Source organism: Hamadaea flava (genome assembly GCF_024172085.1).
Taxonomy (GTDB): domain Bacteria; phylum Actinomycetota; class Actinomycetes; order Mycobacteriales; family Micromonosporaceae; genus Hamadaea; species Hamadaea flava.
Genome location: NZ_JAMZDZ010000001.1, coordinates 6,929,879 through 6,956,167, shown reverse-complemented (window position 1 = coordinate 6,956,167; position 26,289 = coordinate 6,929,879). Strand labels below are relative to the sequence as shown.

Sequence of the window (26,289 nt, the reverse complement as noted above, 5' to 3'; positions counted from 1 at the left end):
GCCGGGAGTCCGCCGCCCGCATCACGCGCTCTACTCGACGACGCGTTCGCCGGGAGTCCGCCGCCCGCTTCGCGCTACCGGCCGACCAGCGACGCTTCGCCCTTCATCACGCTGCATGCCGCCTGCGCCCCGCTGGCGACCGAACCTTCGCCGCGCCGACGGTGGGCCTGGGTGATCTCCGGAACGCCAGCTACCTGATCTTGACCCTGATACGTACGCCACCGTCCGGAGATCACACGGCAATGCGCCAGCACCGCCCGGGACAAGCAGCGCGACCCGCCTGGGGTCAGTTGATCACGTACTCGCGGAGTTGATCAGGGCGCTGGGGACACGACACGCCGGTCGATCATGGCCGATAGTTCATGATCGCGCGGACAGCGCGCGGACAGCGCGGGCGGACAGCACGCGCGGACAGCACGCGCGGACAGCACGCGCGGGCGGAGGTTCCGGTCATGTGTGACGGACAGCTGGTGGTCGAGTTCTACTCACGCTGACGATCACCGCACAACCCGCGGCCGCCGCGCCCGCCAGCGCGACGGCCGCGGTCGCGCCGGTGGCCAGCGCGACCGCACCGAACACCGCCGGTCCCAGGCCCTGCGCGGTCATCAGGCCCGAGGACAGCATCCCGAACGCCTGACCCCGCATCGCTTCCGGCAACGCGTCGACGAAGCTGCGCTGCAGCCCCAACGTGTACGCGAATCCGGCGCCGGACAGGAAGAGCAAAGCGGCGGCGACCGCCACGGACACCTCGAAGCCGAGCAGAGCCAGGGGCACTCCCAGCAGCAGAACGAGCGGCGCGGCCAGCCGTTCGCGCGTACGCGGGGTGACGAACCGCCCGACGACGAGGTCACCGGCGAACATCCCGACGGGCAGGCAGGCCAGCAGATACCCGGCCGTCCCGGCCGGGAAGTCCCGCTCAGCCGCGTACGCGACGAGCAGTCCCTCGGCGCCGACCGAGAACGCGGGCGGGAGCCATTGCGCGAACATCAACCGGCGTATCGCCTGATCCCCGAGCAGGGTGCGATTGGCCTGCCAGCTGTGCTTCAGCACGCTGCCCGCGGCTGCGGGGACGGCGGCCAGGTTCGGCATCCGCAGCCGGATCACGACCGCCGCGATCGCGTGGAGCACCGCGCTGACCAGCAGCGCGTGCTGCGGGCTGCCGAGCGCGGCGATCGCCGCCCCACCGCCGGCCAGGCCCACGAGCTGCGCCGCCGAGGCCGACATCGACGACAGCGCCCGCCCCAGCACGTACGCGTCCCCGGTCAGCGTCTCGGCGATGACCCGCGCCGAGGCGCCGCCGAAGACGGGCACGAACGTGGCGATCACGGCTACCAGCACGAGACAGGCCCATGCCGGGAGCGGGACCGTCGCCAGGAGCACCGCCGACACGCATTCCACGGCGTACCCGAGGAAGATCACGAAGCGGGGGCGGACGCGGTCCGCGAGCGAACCGAAGAGCGTGGAGCCGAAGAGCTGGGGCAGGAAGCCCGCGCCGAATGCAAGCGCGCCCAGCAGCGGCGACGAGGTGGTCGTGTAGATGAGCACGGACAGCGCGAGGATGCGCAGCGAGTCGGCCGCGATCGCCAGCGAGCGGGTCACGAACAGCAGCCGGTAGATCGGATCCGCGAGGACCTCGCGGTACGTGGCGCGCTGGGCCTCGGGTTCGAGCAGTGTGGTCACGTGGACAGCCTGCGCAGACCGGCGGCTGGATTCGAATGATTCGCCCAGGGGCGTAAGGTCGACGGGTGCTGCGTTTCGAGGTCGGGCCGGACGACCTGCTGCACAGCCGGTTCGCCCTGTCCCCCGCGATGGACCTGGCCAGCGTGCTGCGCCGGCTGGCCGGGTTCGACCGCCACCCCGGTACGCGTCCCTCGCTGGACCGGTTGCGCCCGGCCTTCGAGCGTCTGCGGCGGGAGACCGAGCTCGACGCCGTCCTCGCTCTCCAGTACGCACGCGGCGGCCCGAACTTCATCGCGCTGCCACCGCTGGGACTGGCCCAGACGTGGGCCGACGACCTCGCCGCCACCCGGGCGACCTCGCTGCGGCAGGCCCGCGCGGAGATCGCCGACTGTCTGCGGCGGCGGCCGACCGACGATCCCCGGGCGCTGGCGATCCTGCGCAGCCGGACCGTCGTCGAGCGGGTCGCCGTCGCCCTGGACGCGGCCTGGCACGAGCTGATCGCGCCGGACTGGCCGCAGCTGCGGGCGATCTGCGAACGCGACGTGGTCCACCGGGCGGGGCTGCTCGCCCGATCCGGCTGGGCGGCCGCCCTCGACGGACTGCATCCCGAGGTGGCCTGGCGCGACGGCGGGATCGACGTCCGGCCGCTCGACTCGGGCCGGATCAGCCTCGACGGCGACGGCCTGTTGCTGATCCCGTCCGCGCACATCTGGCCTGGGCTGGCGGCGTACTCGGACTCGCCGTGGCCCAAAGCGCTCATCTATCCGGCTCGAGGTGTCGCCGCACTGTGGGAGCGGCAGCCGCCGACCGCTCCAGACGCGCTGGCCGACCTCTTAGGACGGTCGCGGGCCCGGTTGTTGCTGGCCCTCGACGACCCGGCCAGCACCACCCAGCTCGCCCGCTCCCTCGGCCTGGCCACCGGGGCGGTCGGCGATCACCTGGCCGTCCTGCTGCGAGCGGGGCTCGTGCGGCGGGCCCGGGACGGCCGGTCCGTCCTCTATGGGCGTACGCCTCTCGGCGACGCCCTCGCCCGCTCCCTCTAGCGACGCCCTCGCCCGCGCTCCATTCAGGTGCAGATCACGGTTACGCGTGCTTCTCCGCGCCCGGGTTACCGGCGTAACCATGATCTGCACGTGGTGGGAGCTGCGTTTCTTCGCAGGTTAAAACTGCGTGACTGAATTGTTATCGCCAGCAACAAACCTCGCTCTTGCGCGGACGCCTCGCGACAACATACGTTGCCGGGCACAACAAACCATCGTGTGACCGGTCACACGTTTGGCCCGGCCGGGCTCCGGATCTCGGTCGGGTCAGTCCCTAACCCGCGCCCCGCCCACCCCCCTGAGAGGAAACCGAGCGAAGATGCGCAGGAGCCTCCTTGCCCTGACCGCCGTCGGCGTGCTGACGGTCGGCACCCTCGCCGCCTGCGGCGGCAACGACGACAAGACCGGATCGGGCAGCACGAAAGAGCCGAAGATCGGCGTCATCCTTCCGGACAGCAAGTCCTCGGCCCGCTGGGAGACGGCGGACCGCAAGTACCTCGAAGCCGCCTTCAAGGCCGCCGGCGTGAAGTACGACATCCAGAACGCCCAGAACGACAAGGCGGCGTTCCAGACGATCGCCGACCAGATGATCACCAACGGCGCGACCGTCCTGATGATCGTCAACCTGGACTCCGGCACCGGCAAGGCCGTCATCGACAAGGCGCGCCAGCAGGGCGTGGCGACCATCGACTACGACCGCCTGACGCTCGGCGGCGGCGCGCAGTACTACGTCAGCTTCGACAACGAGGCCGTCGGCAAGCTGCAGGGCCAGGGCCTGGTCGACTGCCTGACCAAGAAGAACGTCACCAAGCCGGTCATCGCCGAGCTGAACGGCTCGCCGACGGACAACAACGCGACGCTCTTCAAGAACGGCTACGACTCGATCCTCAAGCCGAAGTACGACAGCGGCGACTACGTCAAGGGCCCGGACGAGTCCGTTCCGGAGTGGGACAACGCCACCGGCGGCACGATGTTCGAGCAGATGCTGACCCGCCAGAAGGGCAAGATCGACGGTGTCCTCGCGGCCAACGACGGTCTCGGCAACGCGGCGATCACCATCCTGAAGAAGAACAAGCTGAACGGGAAGGTCCCGGTCACCGGCCAGGACGCGACCGTGCAGGGCCTGCAGAACATCCTCGCCGGCGACCAGTGCATGACGGTCTACAAGGCGGTCAAGAAGGAGGCCGACAACGCGGCCGCCCTCGCGATCTCGCTGGCCAAGGGTGAGAAGAAGGAGACCGGCAAGACGGTCAAGGACCCGACGACCAACGTCGAGGTCCCCTCGGTTCTGCTCGACCCGCAGGCGATCACCTTCGCCAACGTCAAGGACGTCGTCACCGACGGCTACGTCACCAAGGCCGAGCTGTGCACGGCCGAGTTCGCGGCCAAGTGCGCCGAGGCTGGAATCAGCTGATCTTCCGCTGGAAGACTGGACGGCTCGCCGGCGTCGGCTGACGTCGGCGAGCCTTTCCTCCGCCCGTCCCCCCGTCGCGGCGCCCCACCCCGAGGAGAACCACCCGTGAGCGAGACCACCGCCCCTCCCCTGTTGGAGCTACGGGGCGTGAACAAGAGCTTCGGCCCCGTGCACGTGCTGCGGGACGTCGACTTCGTCGTGCGGGCCGGCGAGGTCACCGCACTCGTCGGCGACAACGGCGCCGGCAAGTCCACCCTGGTCAAGTGCATCAGCGGCATCTACACCACGGACACCGGCGAGGTGCTGGTCGGCGGTGAGCGCGTGCACATCCACGGCCCGCGGGACGCCGCCCACCACGGCATCGAGATCGTCTACCAGGATCTCGCGCTCTGCGACAACCTCGACATCGTCCAGAACATGTTCCTCGGCCGGGAGAGGCGCAGCGGGCTCATCCTCGACGAGCCCACCATGGAGCAGCTCGCCACGCAGACGCTGGCCGGGCTGTCGGTGCGTACTGTGCGATCGGTCCGCCAGCTGGTCTCCAGCCTCTCCGGCGGGCAGCGCCAGACCGTCGCCATCGCCAAGGCGGTGCTGTGGAACAGCCGCCTGGTCATCCTCGACGAGCCCACCGCCGCGCTCGGCGTCGCACAGACCGCCCAGGTCCTCGAACTGGTACGCCGGCTGGCCGACAACGGCCTAGCCGTCGTGCTCATCTCGCACAACATGAACGACGTCTTCGCCGTCTCCGACCGGATCGCCGCCCTCTACTTGGGACGAATGGCGGCCCAGGTCAAGACGACCGACGTCACCCACGCCCAAGTCGTAGAGCTGATCACCGCCGGACGCAGCGGCAGCCTCGGACTGCAGCCGGAGGAGGCACTGTGAGCACCGCGACGACCACCCCGACGGTGGCCACGCCCGAGCGCGCCGAAAGCCCGCTCATCGCGTACGCGAAGAACTACGGCCGGAAGTTGCGCGGCGGCGACCTGGGCGCGCTGCCCGCCGTGGCCGGGCTGGTCTTCCTCTGTGCCCTGTTCACCATCCTGAACCCGGCGTTCCTCGCGCCGCTCAACATCGCGAACCTGTTCACCCAGGCCGCGCCGATCACGGTCATCGCGATGGGCCTGGTCTTCGTCCTGCTCCTGGGCGAGATCGACCTGTCGGCCGGCTTCACCTCAGGTGTGTGCGCGGCGGTGCTCGCGATCCTGCTGACCAACGAGGGCTGGCCCTGGTACGCGGCCTGCGGAATCGCGATCGTCACCGGCGCCGCGATCGGGGTGCTGCTCGGCTTCCTGGTCGCCAAGGTCGGCATCCCGTCGTTCGTGGTGACCCTCGCGGCCTTCCTCGCCTTCCAGGGCGTCGTGCTCCGGCTGCTCAAAGAGGGCACCAACATCTCCATCCGGGACAACCAGACGGTCATCATCGCGCTGGAGAACGAATACCTGTCGCCGATGCTCGGCTGGGCGTTCGTGGCCGTCGCCGTGCTCGGCCTGGCCGCCGTCCAGATCGTCACGAAGCTCAAGCGCATGAACCGCGGCCTCGCCTCGGACCCGTGGGAGATCGTCGCGCTGCGCATCGGCAGCCTCGCCGTCCTGCTCGGCGTCGCGGTCGCGGTGCTCAACGAGGAGCGGTCCCGCAACCCCGCGATCTTCGGCTCCCTCAAGGGTCTGCCGATCATCGTGCCGATCATCACCGTCCTGCTCGTCTTCTGGACGATCGTGTTGCGCCGCACCCGGTTCGGCCGGCACGTGTACGCGGTCGGCGGCAACATGGAAGCGGCCCGCCGGGCCGGCATCCGGGTGGACACCATCCGCATCGCGGCGTTCGTCATCTGCTCGTCGATGGCGGCGATCGGCGGCATCGTCGCGGTCAGCCAGGCGCGGTCGGTCGACCCGAACACGGGCGGCTCCAACGTCCTGCTGTACGCCGTCGGCGCGGCGGTCATCGGCGGTACCAGCCTCTTCGGTGGCCGGGGCCGAATCCTCGACGCCATTCTCGGCGGCCTCGTCGTGGCGGTCATCGTCAACGGTCTGGGGCTGCTGGGCCTGAGTTCCTGGGTGAAGTACGTTTTCACCGGCTCGGTGCTGTTGGCCGCCGCGGGCGTGGACGCGTTGTTCCGCCGTCGTTCGGCGACCTCCTGACGAGCGTCGACAAGACTGTCCGGAAGGGACGCTGAGAATGCGGGCGGGACCGAGCCAGGAGGAGATCCGGCGCCAGAACCTCGGGGCGCTGCTGCGATTCGTGCACGTGCGCGGCCAGATCTCCCGCGCCGAACTCACCTCCGAACTCGGTCTCAACCGCTCCACCATCGGCGCGCTGACCGCGGAACTCGCGGCCGTCGGCCTCGTCAGCGAAGAGGCGCCTCGGGAGACCGGGCGCGCGGGCCGGCCGTCCCTTGTGGTCCGCGCGTCCTCCGAGCTGATCTACGCGTACGCCGCGAGCGTCGGCGTCGACCGGATCAGCGCGGCCCGGATCGGGCTCGGCGGCGTGATCATGGATCGCCGCGAGGCCGAACGTCCGGCCGAGGACGTCGTCACCCCGTTGCGGGAGTTCATCGAGTCGATGGAGGCGAGCGTCGGGCCGGGCGCCCGCTGCATCGGCGCCGGGGTCGCCGTCTGCGGCCTCGTCCGCCGGGAGGACGGCGTCGTCCGGCTCGGCCCGCATCTCGGCTGGCTCGACCAGCCGGTCGGCGAGGCGCTGGCCGAGAAGCTGCCCGACCTGCTGCCCAGCGTGGTCGTCGGCAACGTGGCCGACCTGTCGGCGCTGGCCGAGCACACCCGGGGCTCCGCGCAGGGCTGCTCGAACATCATCTACGTCTACAGCGACGTCGGCATCGGCGCGGGGATCATCGCCGGCGGCCGCCGCGTCACCGGCCACGGCGGCTACGGCGGCGAGGTCGGCCACATGGTGGTCAACCCGAACGGCCGCCCCTGCGGCTGCGGTTCCCGGGGCTGCTGGGAGACCGAGATCGGCGAGGAGTCACTGCTGCGACACGCGGGCCGCTCGGGCCAGCTCGGGCGGGACGCCGTGCTGGCCGTGGTGGACGCCGCCGCCCGCGGTGACGCCGAAGCCCAGGCGGCCGTCCGCCACGTCGGCGACTGGCTCGGGTTCGGCGTGGCCAACCTCGTCAACATCTTCAACCCGGAGCTGGTCGTCTTCGGCGGCACACTCCGCGACGTCTATCTCGCCTCCGCCGCCCAGGTACGCAGCCGCCTCAACCACAACGCGCTCGCCGCCTGCCGGGAGCACGTCCGGTTGCGTACGCCCCAGCTCGGCGACGACGCGGCGCTGCTCGGCGCAGCCGAACTGGCCTTCGAGCAACTCCTGGCCGACCCCCTCGCCTAGCCCCGCGCGGACGCTGCGCCGTTGCGCGGCGGCGCGGCAGGTCCATGCGCGGGGGTGACGGCGTCACGGGAGGGACGGGCTGCACCCCCGCGAGATTCCGACCTGTCGGTTATCGGGTTTGTTCGAGCCAGCTCGCATAGAGGCGGGCGTAGACCGAGCCCTCCTGCGCCACCAGGTCCTCGTGAGGTCCACGCTGGACGATGACGCCCTTGTCCACGACGATCACCTCGTCGGCGGCCTGCGCGGTGGACAGCCGGTGGGCGATGGCGACGGTCGTCCGGCCGCGGGTGACCGCGTCGAGCGTGCGCTGGAGGCGGACCTCGGTGGCCGGGTCGACCGCGCTGGTCGCCTCGTCGAGGACGAGCAGGTCGGGGTCGGCCACGTAGGCCCGCGCGAGTGCGACGAGCTGCCGTTCGCCGACGCTGAGCGACTCGCCCCGTTCGCCGACCGAGGTCGCGAGCCCGTCCGGCAGTCCGGCGAGCCAGTCGCCGAGCCCGAGTTCCTCGAAGGCGGCGGTCAGATCGTCGTCGGTCAGCGCCGGCCGGGCGAAGCGCACGTTCGCGCCGACGGTGTCGTCGAAGAGGAAGCCGTCCTGCGGCACCATCACGACATGCGACCGCAGCGACTCGAACCGCACGGTCGCCAGGTCCACACCGGACAGCAGGACCCGGCCCTCGGTCGGGTCCATCAGCCGGGTGAGCAGCTTGGCGAAGGTGGTCTTGCCGCTGCCCGTCTCGCCGACGACCGCGACCTTGGTCTTGGCCGGGATCTCCAGGTGCACGTCGTGCAGGACGCGCGGCCCCTCCGGATAGTTGAAGCTCACCTGCTCGAAGGTGAGGTCGAGCGCGCCGGACGGCAGGTCGACGCCGTCGTGCGCCGGGTCGGCGACGTCCGGCTTCTCGTCGAGGACGTCCAGCACCCGCCGCCAGCCCGAGATCGCGTTCTGCGCCTCGTTGAGCACCTCGGTCGCGATCTGCACCGGCTGGATGAACAGGGTGACCAGGAACAGGAAGGCGACCAGCTCGCCCAGCTCCAGCTGCTTGCCGACGCCCAGCAGCACACCGACGATCACCACCGCCGACATCGCCAAGCCGGCGGCCAGCTCTCCGGTGGAGAAGCTGGTGACGCTCATCCGCAAGGCGCGCTTCTGGGCCTTCTCGTAGCTGCCGATCGTCTCGTCGAGCTTCTCCTGCGTACGCGCGCCGACGCCGTAGGCGCGGATGACCGCCGAGCCGACGACCGCCTCGGAGACCGCGCCGTAGAGCATGCCGACCCGCTTGCGGACCTCGACGTAGAACGTGGACAGGACCGGCTGGAACTTCTTGATCAGGTACGCCGAGGGCACGAACGCGGCGAGCACCACCAGCGTCAGCTCCCACGAGTAGAACGCCATCACGGCCGTGGTGACCAGGATCTGGCCGCTGTTGACAAGCAGGATCACGCCGCCCCACTGGAGGAACTGGGTGATCGAGTCCACGTCGGAGGTGACCCGGGCGACCAGGACGCCCCGGCGCTGCGTCTGCTGGTGCAGCATCGACAGATCGTGGATGTGCCGGAAGGTGCGTACGCGCAACGACGCCAGCGCGGTCTCCGAGACGGTGAACAGCCGCTTCATCATCAGGTAGCCGCAGGCGGTCGTGCAGACCAGGATGGCCACCGTCAGCAGCGCCCCGATGGTGATGCGGCCCAGATCGGGACCGCCCGGCGCTTGCAGCCCTTCGTCGATGCCCTGCTGGATCGCGATCGGCACGGCGACTCGGCCGACCATCGACAGGATGGCGAGCCCGAGCGTGCCGAGCAGGCCGGTCCGCAGCTCCGGCGAGAGCGACAGCCCGCGTTTGAGGGTCTGCCACGTCGTCGCGGTCGTCGCGGTCGAATCAGTAACGGCCGCCGTGCTCATCGGACGATCTCCATCGCTGTGTCGGGCTCCTCGAGGTCGTCTTCGGGCTCCTCCGCGTCATAGGACCGGTCCCGTTCGGCTTCCGCCTTCTCGTACGCGGTCACGAGGCCCGCGTACCCGGGGACGCTCTCCAAGAGTTGCGTGTGGGTGCCGTGCGCGACAACCCGGCCTTGTTCCAGATAGATGACTTCATCCGCTAGGGCGATGGTCGCCCGCCGGTACGCGACGACGAGGATCGTCGCCCCGCCCGAGGTCGATCGGAGCGACCGGAGGATGGCCGCCTCGACGCGGGGGTCGACGGCGCTGGTCGCGTCATCGAGGATCAGGACGCGTGGCTGCCCGGCCAGGGCGCGAGCCAGCACCAGGCGCTGCCGCTGTCCACCGGAGAGGGTCGTGCCGCGTTCGCCGAGTTCGGTGTCGAGCCCGTCCGGCAGCCGTTCGACGAACGGCTTGACCTGAGCGGTGGCCAGCGCGGCCCAGGTCTCGTCGTCGCTGATCGGCGTGCCGTCGGGGCGCAGCCGGTCGAGGGTGACGTTGGCCCGGACGGTGTCGTCGAAGGCGAACGAGAGCTGCGGGACGAGTGCCACCGCCGCGGCCAGGTCGGCCGCGGCCAGATCGGTCGCCGGTACGCCGCCCAGCTTGATCTCGCCGGAGTCGGGGTCGAGCAGCCGCGAGGCCAGCGTGGCGACGGTCGACTTGCCGGAGCCGGTCGGCCCGACCAGGGCCACCGTCTTGCCCGGCTTCACCTTGAACGTCACGTCGTGCAGGACGCGCTCGCCGTCGACATAGGAGAAGTCGACGCGGTCGAAGGCGATCTCGGCCGGGCCGTCGCCCGGGACACCGCTTTCCCCGTACGCCATCTCGCCGGTAGCGGTCAGCACGCGCTGCACCCGGTCCCAGCCCGCGACCGAACGCGGAAGTTCGCCGAGCACCCAGCCGATCGAGCGGACCGGGAAGGCCATGACCGTGAACAGCAGGGTGACCGAGATGAGGTCCTGCAGCGAGATCGCCCCCGACTGCACCCGCCAGGCGCCGGCCACGAGCACGGCGAGGGTGCCGACGCTGGGCAGGCTCTCCAGCGACGGGTCGAAGACGCCGCGCAGACGGCCGACCCGGATGAGCGCGTCCCGCAGCTCGGCGGCCTTGGCCGCGAACCGCTCGGTCTCGGCCTGCTCCCGGCCCATCGTCTTGACGACGAGCGCGCCGTCGAAGCTCTCGTGGGCGATCCCGCTGACCGAGGCCCGCAGCGACTGCGCCTTGGCCTGGCGAGGGGCCATCCGGCGGGAGTAGACGACGTTGAGGCTGAACAGCGCGGGGAAGACGGCCAGCCCGACCAGGGCGAGGACCCAGTCGGTGAAGAAGAGGACGACGACCGCCGCGACCATCATCACGATGCTGCCGATGGCGAACGGCAGCGGCGCGATCGGCCACCAGGTCGCCTCGACGTCGGAGTTGGCGTTGGAGAGCAGCGATCCGGTCGAGTGCCGGGCGTGCCAGGCGGGCGGCAGCTCCAGGTAGCGCCGGGTCACCTTGCGCCGATACAGCGCCTGCAGCCGGAACTGCATGAACCCCGAGCCGAGCCGCCGGCCGAAGATGCCGATCACCTTCCCGGCGCTGACCGCGAGGACGAGACCCGCCGCGAGCAGGAGCGTGCCCCACTCGTAACGCTCGGTGGCGAAGGCCGGCTCGACCACGTGACCGACCACGTAGCCCAGGGCGTACGCCGTCCCGATGGTCAGCAGCCCGAACAGCACGCTCCCGATCGTCGCGATCGTGAAGATCTTCGGTTCATGCTGGACGCCGGCCCAGAGAACTCGCAGGCCACGACCGATGACGTCGCGTCCTGTGATCTCTTTTCGGCCATCCTCGGTTGTGCCTCTGCCTGCCGCGCTCTCGGCCACCACGCCCCGCTTGTCCCTCGTAAGTTCCTAACCCGGTGTTCATCCTTACTGAGAGTGCGCGCCGAAGCTATCCGGAATCCGCTGTGGGTGCCGTCACAATCCGGCCAGAGAAGGCTCCTCCGAACACACAACGCAGCCGAAACGATACGGGCGGGTATGGCTTCACCGGAGGCGTGCGGCTACCCTTCGGTAACGCTAGAGAAACGTGGCGCACGTCACCCCGTGATGGCACAGCAATAACAGGGCAACGACACATTCACAGCAGCGATAGCGCTTCGGAGGGCAGCTCGGCCATGACCACGACCCAGGTTCCCTACCGGTCGATTCCGGAGATGTTCTTGAGCCGGGTGGCCGCCACCCCGGACAAGGAGGCCTTCGGCGGCCCCGGCCCCGACGGCGAGCCGCACTACCTCACCTGGGCCCAGGTCGGCGACCAGGCCCGGCAGATCGCGGCCGGCCTGACCACGCTCGGCATCGGGCAGGAGGACCGGGTCGCGATCCTGGCGGGCACCCGGCTGGAGTGGATCCTGGCCGACCTCGGGATCATGTGCGCCGGCGGCGCGACCACCACGGTCTACCCCACCACCGAGGCGGAGGACGCCTGCTACATCATCGCCGACTCCGGCTCGAAGGTGCTGATCGCGGAGAACCCGGCGCAGGCGGCGAAGCTCACCGCCGCCCCGGCCCCGTCGATCACCCACGTCGTGCTGATCGACGGCGAAGCCGACCCGGCGGCGGGCGTACCGCAACTGACCCTGGCCGACCTGGAGCTCAAGGGCGCGCAGGCGCTCGCCGAGAACCCCGGCCTCATCGACGACATCGTCGCGGGCATCGAGCCCGATCACCTCGCGACGCTGATCTACACGTCCGGCACGACCGGCCGGCCCAAGGGCGTCGAACTGCTGCACCGCGGCTGGTGCTGGGAAGGCGTCGTGCAGGGCGAGGTCGGCGTACTGATCCCGGAGGACCTCCAGTTCCTCTGGCTGCCGCTGTCGCACTCCTTCGGCAAGACGCTGATCTGCGGCATCATCCACGTCGGCGTGAAGACCTATGTGGACGGCCGGGTCGACAAGATCGTCGAGAACCTCGGCATCGTCCGCCCGACGCTGATGGCGGCCGCCCCCCGCATCTTCGAGAAGGTCTACAACCGGGTCGTCACCGGCGTACAGGAGGACGGCGGCGCGAAGCTGAAGATCTTCGGCTGGGCCGTCCGCGTCGGCAAGCAGAAGGTCGAACTGGAGCAGGCGGGCAAGCCCGTCCCCGGTGGGCTGGCCCTGAAGTACAAGGTCGCCGAGCGGCTGGTCTTCAGCAAGCTCCAGGCCCGGCTGGGCGGCCGGATCCGCTACCTCGTCTCCGGCTCGGCTCCGCTGTCGGTCCCGATCGCGGAGTTCTTCGCCGCCGCGAGCCTGCCCATCTCGGAGGGCTACGGCCTGACCGAGTCGAGCGCGGGCAACTGCGTCAACCGGCCCGGCGCGCTGCGGATCGGCACGGTCGGCCCGGCCCTCGGCGACCTGGAGATCAAGATCGACACCGACGGCGAGGTGCTGCTGCGCGGCGCGCCGATCATGCGCGGCTACCACAACCTGCCCGACGAGACCGCCGCCGCGTTCACCGAGGACGGCTACTTCCGGACCGGCGACATCGGCGAACTCGACGAGGCCGGCTTCCTGAAGATCACCGACCGGAAGAAGGACCTCGTCAAGACCTCCGGCGGCAAGTACATCGCGCCCAGCCACATCGAGGGCGTGTTCAAGGCGCTGTGCCCGCTGGTCTCCCAGGTGCTCGTCATCGGCCAGTCCCGCAACTACTGCACGATGGTCGTCACCCTCGACCCGGACGCGGTCACGTCCTGGTCGCACGGCGGCCCGCTGGAAGGCAAGGGGTACGCCGAGATCGTCGCGTCGAAGGAGGCCAACGAGGTGGTGGCGGCCGCTGTCGCCGACCTCAACGGCCGGCTGAACCGGTGGGAGACCATCAAGAAGTTCACGATCCTGCCGCGCGACCTCACCATCGAGGACGGCGAGATCACTCCGTCGCTGAAGCTCAAGCGCCGGGTGATCGAAGCCAACTTCAAGGACGAGATCGAGGCCATGTACGCCGGCAGCCTCGCCGAAGTCTGACAGCCCTCGACTCCCCCGTGGCCGATTCCCCCGTGGTGATCAGGCCGCGGGGGATTCGATCCCGTCGCCACGTTCCCCGCGATGGCCGTGGTGATCAGGCCGCCGGGGAGTTGATCAGGGTGCTGCGGACATGACACACCGGTCGATCACGACCGATAGTTCATGATCGCGCCCAGAAGCGAGGCCGGCGAGCGGGGGCGGGCGAGCGTAGCGAGCCGCGGGGCGGGGTCAGGCGATGAGGGCCTGTTCGGCGGCGTAGATCACCCGGTCCGGGGCGCGGTCGAGGTCGAAGCGCGCGGCGGCGATCCGGTCCACCGCGTCCACCAGATCCTGTTCGGGCAGCGTGAACGGGAGGCGCAGGAAGCGCTCCAGCGTGCCGTCCACGCCGAACCGGGGCCCCGGCGCCAGGCGTACGCCATGGCTCTCGGCAGCGCGCGCCAACGCGCTGGAGACGGGCGCGTCGAGTTCGGCCCACAGGGTCAGTCCGCCGTCCGGGACGCTGACCCGCCATTCCGGCAGCCGCTCCGCGAGCGCCTTGAGCAGGGTGTCGCGCCGGGCGCGCAGACCGGGCCGGCGGGCGTCGACCACTTCCGGGCCGTACGCCAGGAGCCGCACCGCCACGAGCTGGTCGAGCACGGGGCTGGCCATGTCGACGCCGACCCGGACCGCGGCGAGCCGCTGAACCAGTGGCGCGGCCGCCCGGATCCAGCCGATCCGCATGCCGCCCCAGTACGGTTTGGACAGTCCGCCGATCGTCATCACCCGGCTGTGCCGGTCGAACGCGGCCACCGGCGGGGGCATCGTGGCGCCGTCGTCGAACAGGTGCATGTCCACGAAGGACTCGTCGATGACGAGGTCGACCCCGGCGCTGTGCGCCACTGCGGGAAGCTGTTCGCGCAGCTTGACCGGCATCAGATGACCGGTCGGGTTCTGGAACTCGGGCACCAGGTACGCCAGCCGCGGCCGGGTCTGCCGCAGGGTGTCGAGCAGCAGCTCGCCGTCCCAGCCGTCGTGGCCGAGCCCGTACGTCGCGATGCGCGCCCGGGCCCCGGCGAGCGCGGCGAGCGCCCCCGGGTAGGTCGGCGACTCGGTGAGCACCGCTGCCCCGGGGTGTACGTGCAACCGGATGACCAGGTCGAGCGCGTGCTGGGTGCCGTTGGTGATGAGGATCTGTTCGGGCCGGGTCGGCAGGCCGCGGGCGGTGTACCGATCGGCGACCACCTCGCGCAGCACGTCGAGGCCGCACGGCCAGTAGCCGACCTGACCCAGGTACGCCGGCAGGTCGTCGACGGCGGCCCGCGCCGCCTCCACCAGCTCGGGCGGGGCGGACGGGGCGGCGCAGCTCAGATCGATGATGCCCGCCTCGGCTTGGGGAGCCGGTCCCCAGAGCCCGCTGGCCCCGACGCGCATGCCTTCGGGGAGCGTCGTCCAGCTGCCCGAGCCGCGCCGGCTCGCGAGGTGGCCGGAATCACGCAGTTCCCGGTACGCGGCCGAGATCGTGGTCCGGGAGATCCCCAGTGCTTCGGCCAGTTCGCGCTCGGCCGGGAGGCGTACGCCCAGGGCCAGCCGGCCGTCGGTGAGCAGGCCGCGCACGGCTCCGGCGAGCGCCAGGTAGTCGGGGCTGCGCCGACGGGCCGGCAGCGCGTGCCATTCGCCGAGCAGACGAGCCAGCTGGCCACCGCGTACCAAGCCACTCATGAGGCCACCTCCCGCCAATTGGCCACTTTACGCCAGGCCACTCGGCCCTAGAGTTGCACGCATGCGCTTTGGTGACAAGACCGTCAGCCGGCTGATCCGCCTCGTGACCGGCCTGGCGTTGTACGGCGTGAGCATCCAGCTCATGATCGCGGCACACCTCGGCAACCAGCCGTGGAGCGTCCTCGACCAGGGCCTGCACACCAAGACCGGGCTGACGATCGGCACCATCGTCGTCCTCGTCGCGGCGGTCGTGCTGCTGTGCTGGATCCCACTCCGGCAGAAGCCCGGTCTGGGCACCATCGCCAACATGCTGCTGATCGGGCCGTTCGTCGACCTGACCGCGCTCGTGCTCCCCGAACCCCGGGCGATGTGGGTACGCATCGGCTACCTGCTCGGGGGCGTACTGCTCAACGCGGTCGCGACTGGCCTCTACATCGGGGCCCACTTCGGCCCCGGCCCGCGCGACGGGCTGATGACCGGCCTGGCCAAGCGCGGCCTGTCCATCCGGGTCGCCCGGACCTCGATCGAGGTCGTGGTCGTGGTGATCGGTTTCCTGCTCGGCGGCACGTTCGGCGTCGGGACGGTGCTCTACGCGCTCACCATCGGGCCGCTCGCCCAGGTCTTCATCCCGCTGTTCGCCGTCCGCAGCACCCCCACGGTCGCAGCCCCTGCCGAGCCCGCTGCGGAACCCGCCACCGCTCCGCTCACGGCGGCGTGATCAACCCGCTTGGGTGACGATGTCGTTGACGATCTTCAGGGGGACGGCGCGGTCGGCCGACGGGGACTGGGCGTACAGGACCACGAGGTAATCCTCGCCGGACCGGCTGAACACGTGCGCGAGGTCGAGCACCCACAAGCCCCGCGCGTCCTGGGGCGTCTCGACGTGCCAGGTCCGGGCGGTGTCGCGTACCGGGGTGCCGGCCTGCGCGAGCCAGCTCAAGGCCCACTCGCGCATCCGCGCCGTGGTGCAGTCACGCTCGCAGCGCACCAGGCTCAGGACCACCGCCTGCTTGCTCGCCACGGACTTCTCGTCCACGCACACCTTGCGGTACGCCGTAGGGGCGGCCGGGAGAGTGTCGCCGTTGACGCAGTTCCACCCCTCGGGCAGCCGGAAGGCGAAGGGCCAGCCGGGGAAGGCGGCCGTGTAGGTGGTGTCCCGGGCGACGTAGACCGGTCCCAGCACCGGCTTGCCGGCGACCTGCCGCAACGAGGGCTGCTTCGTCGCGGTGAGCCAGGTCGGCGCGGGAGCGGGGCTCGGCGTACGCGACGCCGACGACGACGGCGACGGGGCGAGCGCGGCGGCCGACGGGCGTACCAGCGCCGCGGCGTCGATCGCGTTGGCCCGCTTGGCCAGCAGTACGCCAGCGGCGTACCCGACCGCGATCAGCAGGGGCAACGCGCCCAGCAGCACCCACAGCAGCGTCTGCGGGCGAGGTCCGGGCGCCGGTGGCCGCAGCACGGTGTTCGTCTGGGTCACGTCCGGGACGCTACCGCACCAGGAGAGATCGGAGAACGTCAGATTCTGACCGGATGTCCGGCCGCCGTGAGCGCGCCCTTGACCTCGGCGATGGTGACCTCGCCGAAGTGGAAGACGCTCGCCGCGAGAACGGCGTCGGCGCCGGCGTCGATCGCGGGCGGGAAGTCCTCCGCGCGCCCGGCACCGCCGCTGGCGATCACCGGGATGTCGACCGCCGCCCGGACGGCGGAGATCAGTTCGAGATCGAACCCGCCCTTGGTGCCGTCGGCGTCCATCGAGTTGAGCAGGATCTCCCCCGCACCCAGTTCCTCGGCCCGGCGCGCCCACTCGACGGCGTCGACCCCGGCCGGTTTGCGCCCGCCGTGGGTGGTGACCTCGAAGCCGCTCGGCGCGTGCGGCAGGCGGTCGAGCGTACGCCGGACGTCGAGGGACAGCACGAGCACCTGGTTGCCGAACCGCTCGGCGATCTCGCCGATCAGTTCCGGCCGGGCCAGTGCCGCGGTGTTCACGCCGACCTTGTCCGCGCCCGCGCGCAGCAGCACGTCGACATCGGCGACGCTGCGGACGCCGCCGCCGACGGTGAGTGGGATGAACACCGTCTCCGCCGTACGCCGGACGACCTCCAGCATCGTGCCGCGCCCCTCGGAGCTGGCGCTCACGTCGAGGAAGGTCACCTCGTCGGCCCCGGCCGCGTCGTACGCGGCGGCCAGCTCGACCGGGTCGCCGGCGTCCCGGAGGTCGGTGAAGTTGACGCCCTTCACCACCCGGCCGGCGTCGACGTCGAGGCAGGGGATGACCCGTACGGCAACCGTCATGTCCTCGAAAGTACAGGCTCCGGCGCTGCGGCCCGGTCCGAGTCCGGCGGCTGAGACGAACGCGTCATCCGCCGCAGCGCCCCGAGCAGGATGCCGCCGACCACGAGCAGTCCGCCGAGGATGTCGGTGGGTTCGAGCCGCTCGCCGAGGAAGAGCGCGGCGCTGGACATCCCGAAGAAGGGGACGAGCATCGAGAACGGCGCGACGGTTGCCGCGCCGTACCGGCGGATGAGCACGCCCCACAGCCCGAAGCCCACGATGGTCGACAACGCGCTGGTGTACGCGATCGCCCCGATCGCGGTGCCGTCGATCCCGCGCACCGCCGCGAGGTCGGCGTCGAACCCTTCGACGGCGAAGGAGATCCCGAGCAGCGGCAGGCCGCCGACCGCGCCGACCCACATCATGAAGCGCGCCATGTCGGGCGGGGCCGCCCGGCGCATGATGACGTTGTTCAGCCCCCAGAACACCGCCGATCCGAGGACCAGGGCGAAGGCGAGCGGCGGCCGTTCTCCGCCCACCCCGGCGGCGACCACCGCCATGCCACCGGTCGCCAGCGCCAGCCCGGCGAGCTGCCGGGGCCCGGGGCGTTCCCGTAGCAGGGGCACGGCCAGCAGGACGGTGAAGATCGCCTGGCTCTGCAGGACCAGCGAGGTCAGTCCGGCCGGCATGCCCTCGGCGATGCCCCAGAAGAACAGCGAGAAGTGCAGTACGCCCAACGTCAGCGCGGAGGCGGCCACCCAGCGCCACGGCACGCCCGGTCCGCGGCGCAGTACGAGTAGCGGCAGGCCGACCGCGAGCAGCCGCAACGCGCAGAACAGCAGCGCGGGCATCCGGTCGAGGCCGAGTTTGATCGAGATGAAGTTCAGGCCCCAGACGGCGGCGATGCCGACGGCCAGCAGAATGTCGCGCGGTCGCATGGCCTTATCCCAGCTCACCGCACGATGTAGCACCAGCGAATTGTTCTTCATGCTGAGTTAAGCTGCGCTACATGGATCTGGGACGGCTCCGTGCGCTCGACGCGGTCGCGACCTACGGCAGCGTGCTCGCCGCCGCCGACGCCCTGCACATCACCCCGTCGGCGGTCAGCCAGCAGCTCGCCAAGCTCGACCGCGAGACCGGGACCCGGCTGCTCGAACGAGACGGGCGCGGACTGCGGCTGACCGACGCCGGGCACATCCTCGCCGACCACGCCGCCCGGGTGCTCGCCGCCGTCGACGAGGCCGAGTCCGCGCTGGCGGCGTACCACCAGGACGTCACGGGCACGGTGACCATCGCGGCGTTCGCGACCGCGTGCCGGGGGCTGCTCCCCCGCGCGCTGGCCGAGCTGGCGGGCAAGCATCCGCAGCTGACCACGCGGATCGCCGAGACCAACCCGTACGAGGCGATGGACGCGCTGACCCGGGGCCGGGCCGACGTGGCGGTGGCCGACGACTGGCCGGAGATCGGCCTGGTCCTGCCCGACGGCGTGGCCCACGTGACCCTCGGCCACGACCGCGCCGATCTCATCGTCCCCAGTGGACACCGGTTGGCCGGTGCACCGGCCGGCCCGCTGGCCCGAGCGGTCGGCGAACGCTGGATCGCCTCGCCGCCCGGCACGATCTGCCACGACTGGCTGCTCCGGGTGCTGCCCGGCGTACGCCCGGACTTCCTCGTCGGCGAGTTCGAGACCCAGCAGACCCTGGTCGCGGCGGGACTCGGCGTCGCCTTGGTGCCCCGGCTGGCGCGTACGCACACCGTCCCGGGCACGGCCGTCGTCGCCGTCGACCCCGTGCCGACGCGGCGCGTCGTCGTCGCCTGGCGCAAGGCGACCGAGGTACGCCCAGCGCTCGGCGCGACCGTCGCGGCCCTGCGTACCGCGTGGTCCGACCGCGCCACCGCCTAGCCATTCGCACCAGATCACGGATATTCACGCTTCCGAGGCGTCGGAAAGCATGCATATCCGTGATCTGCATCGGGGAATATGGACGGTCATGGCCCCCAAGACGCCGCGCAGCGCCGAACCCGGCCGGCTGCATCGCGACCGCCTGCTCCGGCTGCTCAAACGCGCTCCGCGTCGCCCCGCCGACCTCGGTTTCCGGGCCTGGGTCCGCGTCTTCCGGCGTACCATCGCCGAATTCGTGGCCGACGACCTGGGCGACATGGCCGCAGCCCTGACCTACTACGGCATCCTGTCGATCTTCCCGGGTCTGCTGGTCCTCGTGGCCGCGGTGGGCCTGCTGGGCGACTCGACCGCGAGCGCTGTGGAGGCGAACATCCGCGAGCTGACGCCCGGACCGGCCCAGCAGATCATCGCTGACAGCATCGACAACCTGCGGGAGAGCCGCCAGACCGCCGGGCTGCTGGCGGTCGCCGGTCTGGTGATCGCGTTCTGGTCGGCGACCGGCTACATCGGATCGTTCATGCGGGCGGCGAACCGGATCTTCGACGTGCCCGAGGGCCGTCCGTTCTGGAAGACGGTGCCGGTGCAGCTGGCCATCACCGCGATCACCGGCGTCTTCCTCGCGGTCAGCGCGCTGGTCGTCGTCTTCACCGGACGGCTGGCCGCGCAGGCCGGCAAGGCGCTCGGCTTCGAGGAGGCGAGCATCCGCGTCTTCGACGTGGTGAAATGGCCCGCGCTGATCCTCGGCGTGACGATGATGCTCGCCTTGCTTTACTGGGCTACCCCGAATGCGCGGCAGGGCGGCTTCCGCTGGATCACGCCGGGGAGTCTGTTCGCCGTGGTGCTGTGGATCGCGGTGTCCGCCGGGTTCGCCTTCTACGTCGCCCATTTCGGGTCGTACAACAAGACATACGGAACCCTCGGCGGGGTGATCGTCTTCCTCGTCTGGCTGTGGCTGACCAATGTGGCGGTTCTGCTGGGCGCGGAGTTCGATGCCGAACTCGGCCGCGCGCGGGCGATCGCGGCCGGGCTGCCCCCGCGAGCCGAACCGTATCTGCCTCTGCGCGACGTGCCTAAGCAGCACGAACTCCAAGAACTGACGGACGATCACCTGACTGAGGACAACCCCTCAGCCTAGCTACACAACGTCAACATGTCGTCACCCAAATGCGACTTCGCTGTCGTTAGATCGGCGACACCCATGTGACGGATCGGCGACTGTGAATAGTGATCGCCTCGTCACAGAATGCTCCGCATGACCGACCCCGGGCCCGGCCCCATCGAGGCGGCCACCGCCCGGCTGCTCGACTGGCTGGGGCGGACGGCCGGTGTTACCGCGCGCCTGTCCGACCCGGACGCGCCCGCTCCTATCGTGTCTATTGTGGACAGCGCTCCAGGCGGCGGCGATCACCACGGCAGCCCAAAGCCTGGCAGCGTCACCGTCTACCTCCTGGAAGTACGCCCGGCGCGCCAGACGCGCGGCACCGGTCCCCGCGAGCCGTACCGGTTCACCGTGCGCTTCCTCGTGACGGCGTCCGGGAACGACGCCGTACGCAGCCTCGACCGGGTGCTGACCGCCGCCGTCCACGCCGGGGAACCCGAGATCCTGCTGACGGCCGGCGATCCGGCCCTGTGGCAGGCGTTGGGCGTACCGCCGCGACCGGCGCTGCTCGTCGACCTCCCGGCGATCGTCGCGTACGCCGAGCAGCCGGCCCCGCCGGTGCTCCACCCGTTGAAGATCGAGCACGTCGCCCGGCGGACGCTGGCCGGAACCGTCGCCGGTCCTGGCGACGTCCCGCTGGCGGCCGTCCGCGTCGAGGTGCTCGGCACGACGCTCGCCACCGTCACCGACGCCCAGGGACGGTTCACCGTCGCGGGCGTGCCCGACAGCGGCGAGGTACGCCTCCGCCTGGTCGGCCGGGGCCGGATCTTCGTCGCGGCCGTCGATCCCGGCGAGCCGGACCTCGTCCTCCGCTGCGACCTGCCTACCCGCTAAAGCCTCACGACTGAGGAGTTCACATGCCCAACTACTTCTCCCCCGGCATCTACGTCGAGGAGGTGCCCAGTGGCGCGCGGCCGATCGGCGCGGTGGGCACCAGCACGGCGGGCTTCGTCGGCGTCGCCCCCGACCCGAACGCCGTCTCCGACCGCGCGGTCCCGGTCAACAACTGGACCGAGTTCCTGAACGTCTTCGCCTCGGGTGTGGACAACCCGCAGGGCACCCCGTTGTCCCGGGCGGTCTTCGGCTTCTTCGACAACGGGGGCACCCGGTGCTGGGTGGTCAACGTCGGAGCGAACGGCCAGATCAGCGGCACCGGCCGCAAGCGGGCCGGGCTGCAACTGCTGGAGACGGTCGACGAGCTGTCGATCGTGGCCGCGCCCGGGTTCCACGGCGCGGTCGCCACCGAGGCCCTGCTGAGCCTGGCCGAGCGGCTGCGCACCATGGTCGCGATCTGCGACCCCGCGCCGGACGTCGACGACATCGCCAGCCTGACCCGGGTCGGCACGCCCACCGACAAGCCGGCCAAGCCGCCGAAGCCCGACGACCCCGCCCCGGCCGCTCCGTCGCCGGAGGACGTCGGCAACCGGCCGCGCCAGTCGGAGTTCGGCACCTTCTACTACCCGTGGATCACCGTGCGCGACCCGCTGACCGGGGAACTCGTCGACACCCCACCGTCCGGGCACATCGCCGGGGTCTGGGCGCGTACCGACGCGCTGCGCGGGGTGCACAAGGCGCCGGCCAACGAGCCGGTCCGGGGCGCGGTCGACCTCGCCCGTCAGCTGACCCGCTCGGAGCAGGACGTGCTCAACCCCAAAGGGGTCAACTGCATCCGGTCGTTCGCCGGGGAGGGCATCCGCGTCTGGGGCGCCCGGACCCTGGCCGCCGAGGCGAGCGAGTGGCGCTACCTCAACGTACGCCGGCTGACGATCTCGCTGGAGCAGGCCATCGCCAACGGCACCCGGTGGATGGTGTTCGAGCCCAACGACTTCACGCTGTGGCGGTCGATCCGGCGAGACATCGGCGCTTTCCTGACCCGGGTCTGGCGCGACGGGGCGCTGCTGGGGCGTACGCCGGAAGAGGCGTTCTTCGTCAAGTGCGACGAGGAGACCAACCCGGTCGACGTCCGTGACGCCGGCATGGTGGTCGCGCACATCGGCATCGCGGTGGTCAAGCCGGCCGAGTTCGTGGTGTTCAAGCTGAGCCAGTGGGCCGGCGGCACCGAGACCGAGACGATTGGGAGCTGACAATGGCACAGGCCACCCCGCAGCCGGGCGCGCCGGTCGACCCCTACCGCGCGTACAACTTCAAGCTGCTCATCAACGGCGTCACCAACGGGCATTTCACCGAGGTCTCCGGGCTCGAGTTCACCATCCAGCGGCTGGCGTACCGGGAGGCGGGCAACGACCGCATCCGCTACGTGCCCGGCCAGGTCGACTACGAGCCGATCACTCTCCACTTCGGACTCACGTCGTCTCGCGAGATCTGGGACTGGGTGAACGGCGCGGCCAAGGGCACGGTCAGCCGCCGCAACGTGTCCATCGCCCTGTACGACGCGGCCGGCACCACCGAGGTGCTGCGCTGGAACGTCATCAACGCGTGGCCGACCCGGTGGCGTGGGGCGCACCTCAACACGCTCGCGCAGGAGATCGCGATCGAGTCGATCGCCCTCGCCTACGAAAGCCTGGAACTGGAGACCGGCAGTGGCACGGCGGCGAAGCCCACTTCCTAGCCGGGGAGTGCTCGCGGGAGCCGCCAGGAGTGCAGTCAGCCTCGCGCGGGTGCTGCTGGCGGCGGCCACGCGGCTGCAACGGGCCGCGTCGGCCCTGGAGCCGCCGGTCCAGCCGCCCGCGCCGCGTCGGCCCGGCCAGCCTCCCGAGCACTGGCTCGCGCTGGTCACGGCACATGCGCCCGGCCTGCTCCGCGACGGTCCCGCTCCAGACGAAGGGATACGCACAACGGCGTACCCGGAGTCGCCGGTTCCGTCCGACCCCCCGACGCCCGCCTCGAACCCGCCGTCCACCGCCGCCTCCCGCCCACCCACCGCCCCTCCCGCCGTCCTCCCGCCATCCCGTCGTTGGCAGCAGATCACGGATATGCATGCTTCCCGTGCCCAAGATTCCAGGGATATCCCTGATCCGGTGGTAACGGCGGCCCGAGCGGGGACGCCGGTGGCGGCTGCGGTGGTGACGCCGGGGAGGGACGCGCCGGTGGCTCCAGCGCGGTGGCCGTCGTTGCCGGGCGAGCCCCCCGTCGCACCGGCTCGGCGGTCCGGCAGCGCCGCAGGCGAAGTGCCGCCGGCAAGGGTCACGACGACACCGCCGCTACCGGTGCCGCCCCCGATCCGACCGTCGTCCCCGATCCGGCCACCGTCCCGCGCTCCCCTTGGGCAGCGGATCACGGATACGCCTGCTTCCCGGGCCCAAGATTCGACCCAGATCCCTGATCCGGTGGTGACGCCGACCCGACCGGGGGCGGCGGTGGCGCCGGCGTGGCGGGCGTACCACCCGCCGGAGGTGAGCGGGCCGGAGCCGGTGGCGGACCCGTGGCCGCAGTTGCCGGACGACACCGAACTGTGGAGCGCCGTGCCGCCGTTGTTCACCACCGACCGGCTGGCCCGGCTCGACAAGGAACAGGCGGGTGCCTGATGGAACGGGTCGCCTTCCTCATCGACGAGACCGGAGTACGCGTGGACTGCCTGCTCAATCCGGAGACCGTCCAGGTCACCCGGCTGGCCGGGGTACGCCCACGGTCGTCGGCGGCCGGGCAGATCACCGGGCAGGGGCTGGCCGACGATCCGCTGGTGTTCACCGGCGGGGGGCGTACCGAGCTGACCCTGGACCTGTTGTTCGACATCGACTTCGTGGAGTCGCAGACCCGTCCCTCCGACGTACGCGCCCTGACCCGTCCGCTGTGGATGCTCGCGGAGAACTCGGCGACCGAGCACGGCTGGGTACGCCCACCGAAGGTGTTCTTCGCGTGGGGCAAAGCGTGGCTGGTGCCCGGGATCATCGTGGCCATCGCCGAGCGGTTCGACGCGTTCACCCTCACCGGTACGCCCAAACGCTCCTGGCTGCGGTTGAAGCTGGTCCGCGTGGCGGAGTCGGCCGACCAGGCGCAGGCCGGTTTCGAGGAGGAGCTGGCCGCGGCCAGTACGCCCGCCCCACCCGGCACAGCGATCGTGGCGACCGGCGACGGCCGGGCCACCGGCGACAACGGCGTCCAGGGCGGCACCGGGGTGCGGTTCGACCTGCTGGCCCACGACGCGCTGGGGTCGCCGCTGCGGTGGCGGCTGCTGGCCGAGCACAACCGCATCACCAATCCGTTCGAGGTCGAGGCGGGCACCGCGCTGGCCGTACCGCCGATCACGGGCAAGGCCGGTGATGTCCCGTGACCGCCGTGACCCCCCGGGCGCTGTCGGTGCAGGTGAAGGGGATGCCGTTGCCGCCGTCGGCGCTGACCCGGCTGGTCGGCGTACGCGTCTCGGCCCGGCTCGACCAGCCCGGTCAGTGCGAGCTGACCTTCACCGCCGATCCCGGTGCGGGCGCCGACCCGGCGATGTTCCCGTTCGGCGCCGCGCTGGCCGTACGCCTGGACGACACGACCGACGACCTGTTCTCCGGTGAGGTGACGGCCGTCGAGATCGAGTACGCAGCCGACGGCGCGGCGCTGCTGCGAGTGCGGGCGTACGACCTGTTGCACCGCCTGCGCAAGCATCAGGAGCTGCGGGTCTTCGAGTCGGTGACGGTCGCCGACCTCGCCCGTGAGCTGGCCGGGAAGGCCGGTCTGAGCGTCGACGCGGCGCCGGGGAGCCTCTCGGGCGAGCCGCCAGGAGTGCGGTCAGTCGACGGTCCCCGGATCGAGCGGCTGCTGCAACACCGGCAGACCGATCTGGAACTGCTCGTCGAGGTCGCCGGGCGGGCCGGGCTGCACCTGGCGGTCGACGGCGGCACCCTGCGTCTGATCACTTTGGACGGTTACGGCGTCCCGGTGCCGCTGGACCTCGGCTCCTCGCTGATCGGCGTACGCGTCGAGGCCAATCTCGACCAGGCGGCCGGCGACAGCACGGCGCTCGGCTGGCATCCGCAGCGGGCCGAACTGATCGAGCAATCGGCCGCTTCGGCACGGTCGGGCCGCAAGATCCCACTGCGCCCCGATCCCGGCGACGTCGGGGCCGACGGTACGCGTACCGCGGTCAACCAGCCCGGTCGCAGCGACGACGAGCTGGCCGCCCTCGCACAGGCTTGGCTGGACACCCGGACGGCCGCCTGGGCGACCGCGACCGGCACGGCCGACGGCGACGGGCGGCTGCGGCCGGGGCGGCGGATCGCGGTCGGCGGCGTCGCCGAACGGTTCTGCGGGGTGTACGTGCTGACCGAGGTGGTGCACACGCTGGACGCCGCCGGACAGCTGACCCGGTTCTCGACCGTGCCGCCACCGGTTCCCGCGCAGTCGTCGGCCGCGGTGCTGACCCTGGGCACGGTGACCGATGTGGACGATCCCGATCGGCTGGGCCGAGTGCGGATCGACCTGCCCGCGTACGGGGGTCTCGACGCGGGCTGGCTCGCCGTCGCGCTGCCGGGCGCGGGCCGGGGCAAGGGCATCGTGGCACTGCCCGACCCGGCGGACACCGTGCTCGTGGCGTTGCCGGGCGGCGAACCGGCGGCCGGGATCGTGCTCGGCTCGTTGTTCGGCGCTGTCGAGCCTTACGACGCCGGGATCAACGACGGCAAGGCTCAGCGCTGGTCGATGCGCACGGCGTACGGGCAGAAGATCGTGGTCGACGACGGTGGCCGCAGCCTCCGGCTGGAGACCGAGGTGGGCAGCTACCTGGAGCTGACCCCGGACCTGACCACGCTGCACGCCGCGACGCCGATGGTGCTCCAGGCGCCCGGCAAGGCGATGGTCATCCGGGCCCGGACCGTCGACTTCCAGCACGCCGACGCGCCCGAGGACCCGCAGGCGGCGGCCGATCAGGCGGCCGCCGCAGCGAAGCAGAGCGGCTGAGGGGAGGCACGGCG

The 26,289-nt window shown here is 71.1% G+C and carries 22 protein-coding genes; 15 read left to right on the top strand and 7 right to left on the bottom strand.

Features of this window, described 5'->3' with window-relative positions; all coding sequences use genetic code 11:
* Nucleotides 1–450 precede the first annotated feature (450 nt).
* Nucleotides 451–1,680 carry an MFS transporter gene (locus HDA40_RS32670; protein ID WP_253761642.1) on the bottom strand — a complete coding sequence of 410 codons (1,230 nt, stop codon included), beginning with the start codon at nucleotides 1,678–1,680 and terminating at the stop codon, nucleotides 451–453.
* 65 nt (nucleotides 1,681–1,745) lie between these two features.
* Between HDA40_RS32670 and HDA40_RS32665 the strand changes: the two genes are divergently transcribed.
* The 5 genes from HDA40_RS32665 to HDA40_RS32645 all read left to right on the top strand — a co-directional run bounded on the left by HDA40_RS32665 (nucleotide 1,746) and on the right by HDA40_RS32645 (nucleotide 7,479).
* A complete protein-coding gene (locus tag HDA40_RS32665) occupies nucleotides 1,746–2,723 on the top strand; it encodes a DUF5937 family protein (RefSeq protein ID WP_253761641.1) in 978 nt (325 codons plus the stop codon).
* 316 nt (nucleotides 2,724–3,039) lie between these two features.
* Nucleotides 3,040–4,134, top strand: coding sequence for a sugar ABC transporter substrate-binding protein (locus tag HDA40_RS32660; RefSeq protein ID WP_253761640.1), 1,095 nt, complete (start codon nucleotides 3,040–3,042; stop codon nucleotides 4,132–4,134).
* Between the two features lie 105 nt (nucleotides 4,135–4,239).
* Nucleotides 4,240–5,019, top strand: coding sequence for an ATP-binding cassette domain-containing protein (locus HDA40_RS32655; RefSeq protein WP_253761639.1), 780 nt, complete (start codon nucleotides 4,240–4,242; stop codon nucleotides 5,017–5,019).
* Nucleotides 5,016–6,275 carry a sugar ABC transporter permease gene (locus tag HDA40_RS32650; RefSeq protein WP_253761638.1) on the top strand — a complete coding sequence of 420 codons (1,260 nt, stop codon included), beginning with the start codon at nucleotides 5,016–5,018 and terminating at the stop codon, nucleotides 6,273–6,275. Before HDA40_RS32655 ends, HDA40_RS32650 begins: the two co-directional genes overlap by 4 nt.
* Nucleotides 6,276–6,312: 37 nt before the next feature.
* Nucleotides 6,313–7,479: an ROK family transcriptional regulator gene (locus tag HDA40_RS32645; RefSeq protein ID WP_253761637.1), complete on the top strand. Its 1,167-nt coding sequence runs from the start codon at nucleotides 6,313–6,315 to the stop codon at nucleotides 7,477–7,479.
* A gap of 109 nt (nucleotides 7,480–7,588) precedes the next feature.
* On the opposite strand, the gene HDA40_RS32640 is transcribed toward HDA40_RS32645, so the two are convergent.
* A complete protein-coding gene (locus HDA40_RS32640; protein ID WP_253761636.1) occupies nucleotides 7,589–9,379 on the bottom strand; it encodes an ABC transporter ATP-binding protein in 1,791 nt (596 codons plus the stop codon).
* Nucleotides 9,376–11,229 carry an ABC transporter ATP-binding protein gene (locus tag HDA40_RS32635; protein WP_253763894.1) on the bottom strand — a complete coding sequence of 618 codons (1,854 nt, stop codon included), beginning with the start codon at nucleotides 11,227–11,229 and terminating at the stop codon, nucleotides 9,376–9,378. Before HDA40_RS32635 ends, HDA40_RS32640 begins: the two co-directional genes overlap by 4 nt.
* 344 nt (nucleotides 11,230–11,573) lie before the next feature.
* On the opposite strand from HDA40_RS32635, the gene HDA40_RS32630 reads away from it, so the two are divergent.
* A complete protein-coding gene (locus HDA40_RS32630; protein ID WP_253761635.1) occupies nucleotides 11,574–13,400 on the top strand; it encodes an AMP-dependent synthetase/ligase in 1,827 nt (608 codons plus the stop codon).
* Nucleotides 13,401–13,628: 228 nt separating this feature from the next.
* On the opposite strand, the gene yczR is transcribed toward HDA40_RS32630, so the two are convergent.
* Nucleotides 13,629–15,098, bottom strand: a complete 1,470-nt coding sequence (yczR, locus tag HDA40_RS32625; protein WP_253761634.1) for a MocR-like transcription factor YczR — start codon at nucleotides 15,096–15,098, stop codon at nucleotides 13,629–13,631.
* Between the two features lie 61 nt (nucleotides 15,099–15,159).
* Here yczR and yczE point away from each other — a divergent pair, with 61 nt between their 5' ends.
* Nucleotides 15,160–15,816, top strand: coding sequence for a membrane protein YczE (gene yczE, locus HDA40_RS32620; RefSeq protein WP_253761633.1), 657 nt, complete (start codon nucleotides 15,160–15,162; stop codon nucleotides 15,814–15,816).
* Here the strand turns inward: yczE and HDA40_RS32615 are convergent, their stop codons facing one another.
* From HDA40_RS32615 to HDA40_RS32605, 3 genes are read right to left on the bottom strand one after another with little or no spacing between them, the layout of a single operon-like run.
* Entirely contained in the window at nucleotides 15,817–16,575 is a 759-nt protein-coding gene (locus HDA40_RS32615) for a hypothetical protein (protein ID WP_253761632.1), read from the bottom strand.
* Nucleotides 16,576–16,613: 38 nt separating this feature from the next.
* On the bottom strand, nucleotides 16,614–17,390 hold the full coding sequence (gene hisF, locus HDA40_RS32610; RefSeq protein ID WP_253761631.1) for an imidazole glycerol phosphate synthase subunit HisF: 777 nt from the start codon (nucleotides 17,388–17,390) through the stop codon (nucleotides 16,614–16,616).
* Entirely contained in the window at nucleotides 17,387–18,307 is a 921-nt protein-coding gene (locus HDA40_RS32605; RefSeq protein ID WP_253761630.1) for an EamA family transporter, read from the bottom strand. The genes hisF and HDA40_RS32605 overlap by 4 nt, the downstream gene beginning before the upstream one ends.
* 71 nt (nucleotides 18,308–18,378) lie before the next feature.
* Here HDA40_RS32605 and HDA40_RS32600 point away from each other — a divergent pair, with 71 nt between their 5' ends.
* The 8 genes from HDA40_RS32600 (at nucleotide 18,379) to HDA40_RS32565 (ending at nucleotide 26,275) form a co-directional block, all read left to right on the top strand.
* Entirely contained in the window at nucleotides 18,379–19,272 is an 894-nt protein-coding gene (locus HDA40_RS32600) for a LysR family transcriptional regulator (protein WP_253761629.1), read from the top strand.
* A 49-nt stretch (nucleotides 19,273–19,321) separates the two neighbouring features.
* Nucleotides 19,322–20,407: a YihY/virulence factor BrkB family protein gene (locus tag HDA40_RS32595; RefSeq protein ID WP_253761628.1), complete on the top strand. Its 1,086-nt coding sequence runs from the start codon at nucleotides 19,322–19,324 to the stop codon at nucleotides 20,405–20,407.
* Between the two features lie 117 nt (nucleotides 20,408–20,524).
* Nucleotides 20,525–21,265 carry a peptidase associated/transthyretin-like domain-containing protein gene (locus tag HDA40_RS32590; protein ID WP_253761627.1) on the top strand — a complete coding sequence of 247 codons (741 nt, stop codon included), beginning with the start codon at nucleotides 20,525–20,527 and terminating at the stop codon, nucleotides 21,263–21,265.
* Between the two features lie 23 nt (nucleotides 21,266–21,288).
* Nucleotides 21,289–22,515: a phage tail sheath family protein gene (locus tag HDA40_RS32585; protein WP_253761626.1), complete on the top strand. Its 1,227-nt coding sequence runs from the start codon at nucleotides 21,289–21,291 to the stop codon at nucleotides 22,513–22,515.
* 2 nt (nucleotides 22,516–22,517) lie between these two features.
* Nucleotides 22,518–23,000 (top strand): phage tail protein, encoded by a 483-nt coding sequence (locus HDA40_RS32580; RefSeq protein WP_253761625.1) that lies wholly within the window; start codon nucleotides 22,518–22,520, stop codon nucleotides 22,998–23,000.
* A gap of 721 nt (nucleotides 23,001–23,721) precedes the next feature.
* The gene (locus HDA40_RS32575) at nucleotides 23,722–23,916 is read left to right on the top strand and encodes a hypothetical protein (protein WP_253761624.1); all 195 of its coding nucleotides are present in this window, start codon (nucleotides 23,722–23,724) and stop codon (nucleotides 23,914–23,916) included.
* Nucleotides 23,916–24,662: a CIS tube protein gene (locus HDA40_RS32570; protein WP_253761623.1), complete on the top strand. Its 747-nt coding sequence runs from the start codon at nucleotides 23,916–23,918 to the stop codon at nucleotides 24,660–24,662. Before HDA40_RS32575 ends, HDA40_RS32570 begins: the two co-directional genes overlap by 1 nt.
* The gene (locus HDA40_RS32565) at nucleotides 24,659–26,275 is read left to right on the top strand and encodes a phage baseplate assembly protein V (RefSeq protein WP_253761622.1); all 1,617 of its coding nucleotides are present in this window, start codon (nucleotides 24,659–24,661) and stop codon (nucleotides 26,273–26,275) included. Before HDA40_RS32570 ends, HDA40_RS32565 begins: the two co-directional genes overlap by 4 nt.
* Nucleotides 26,276–26,289 lie beyond the last annotated feature (14 nt).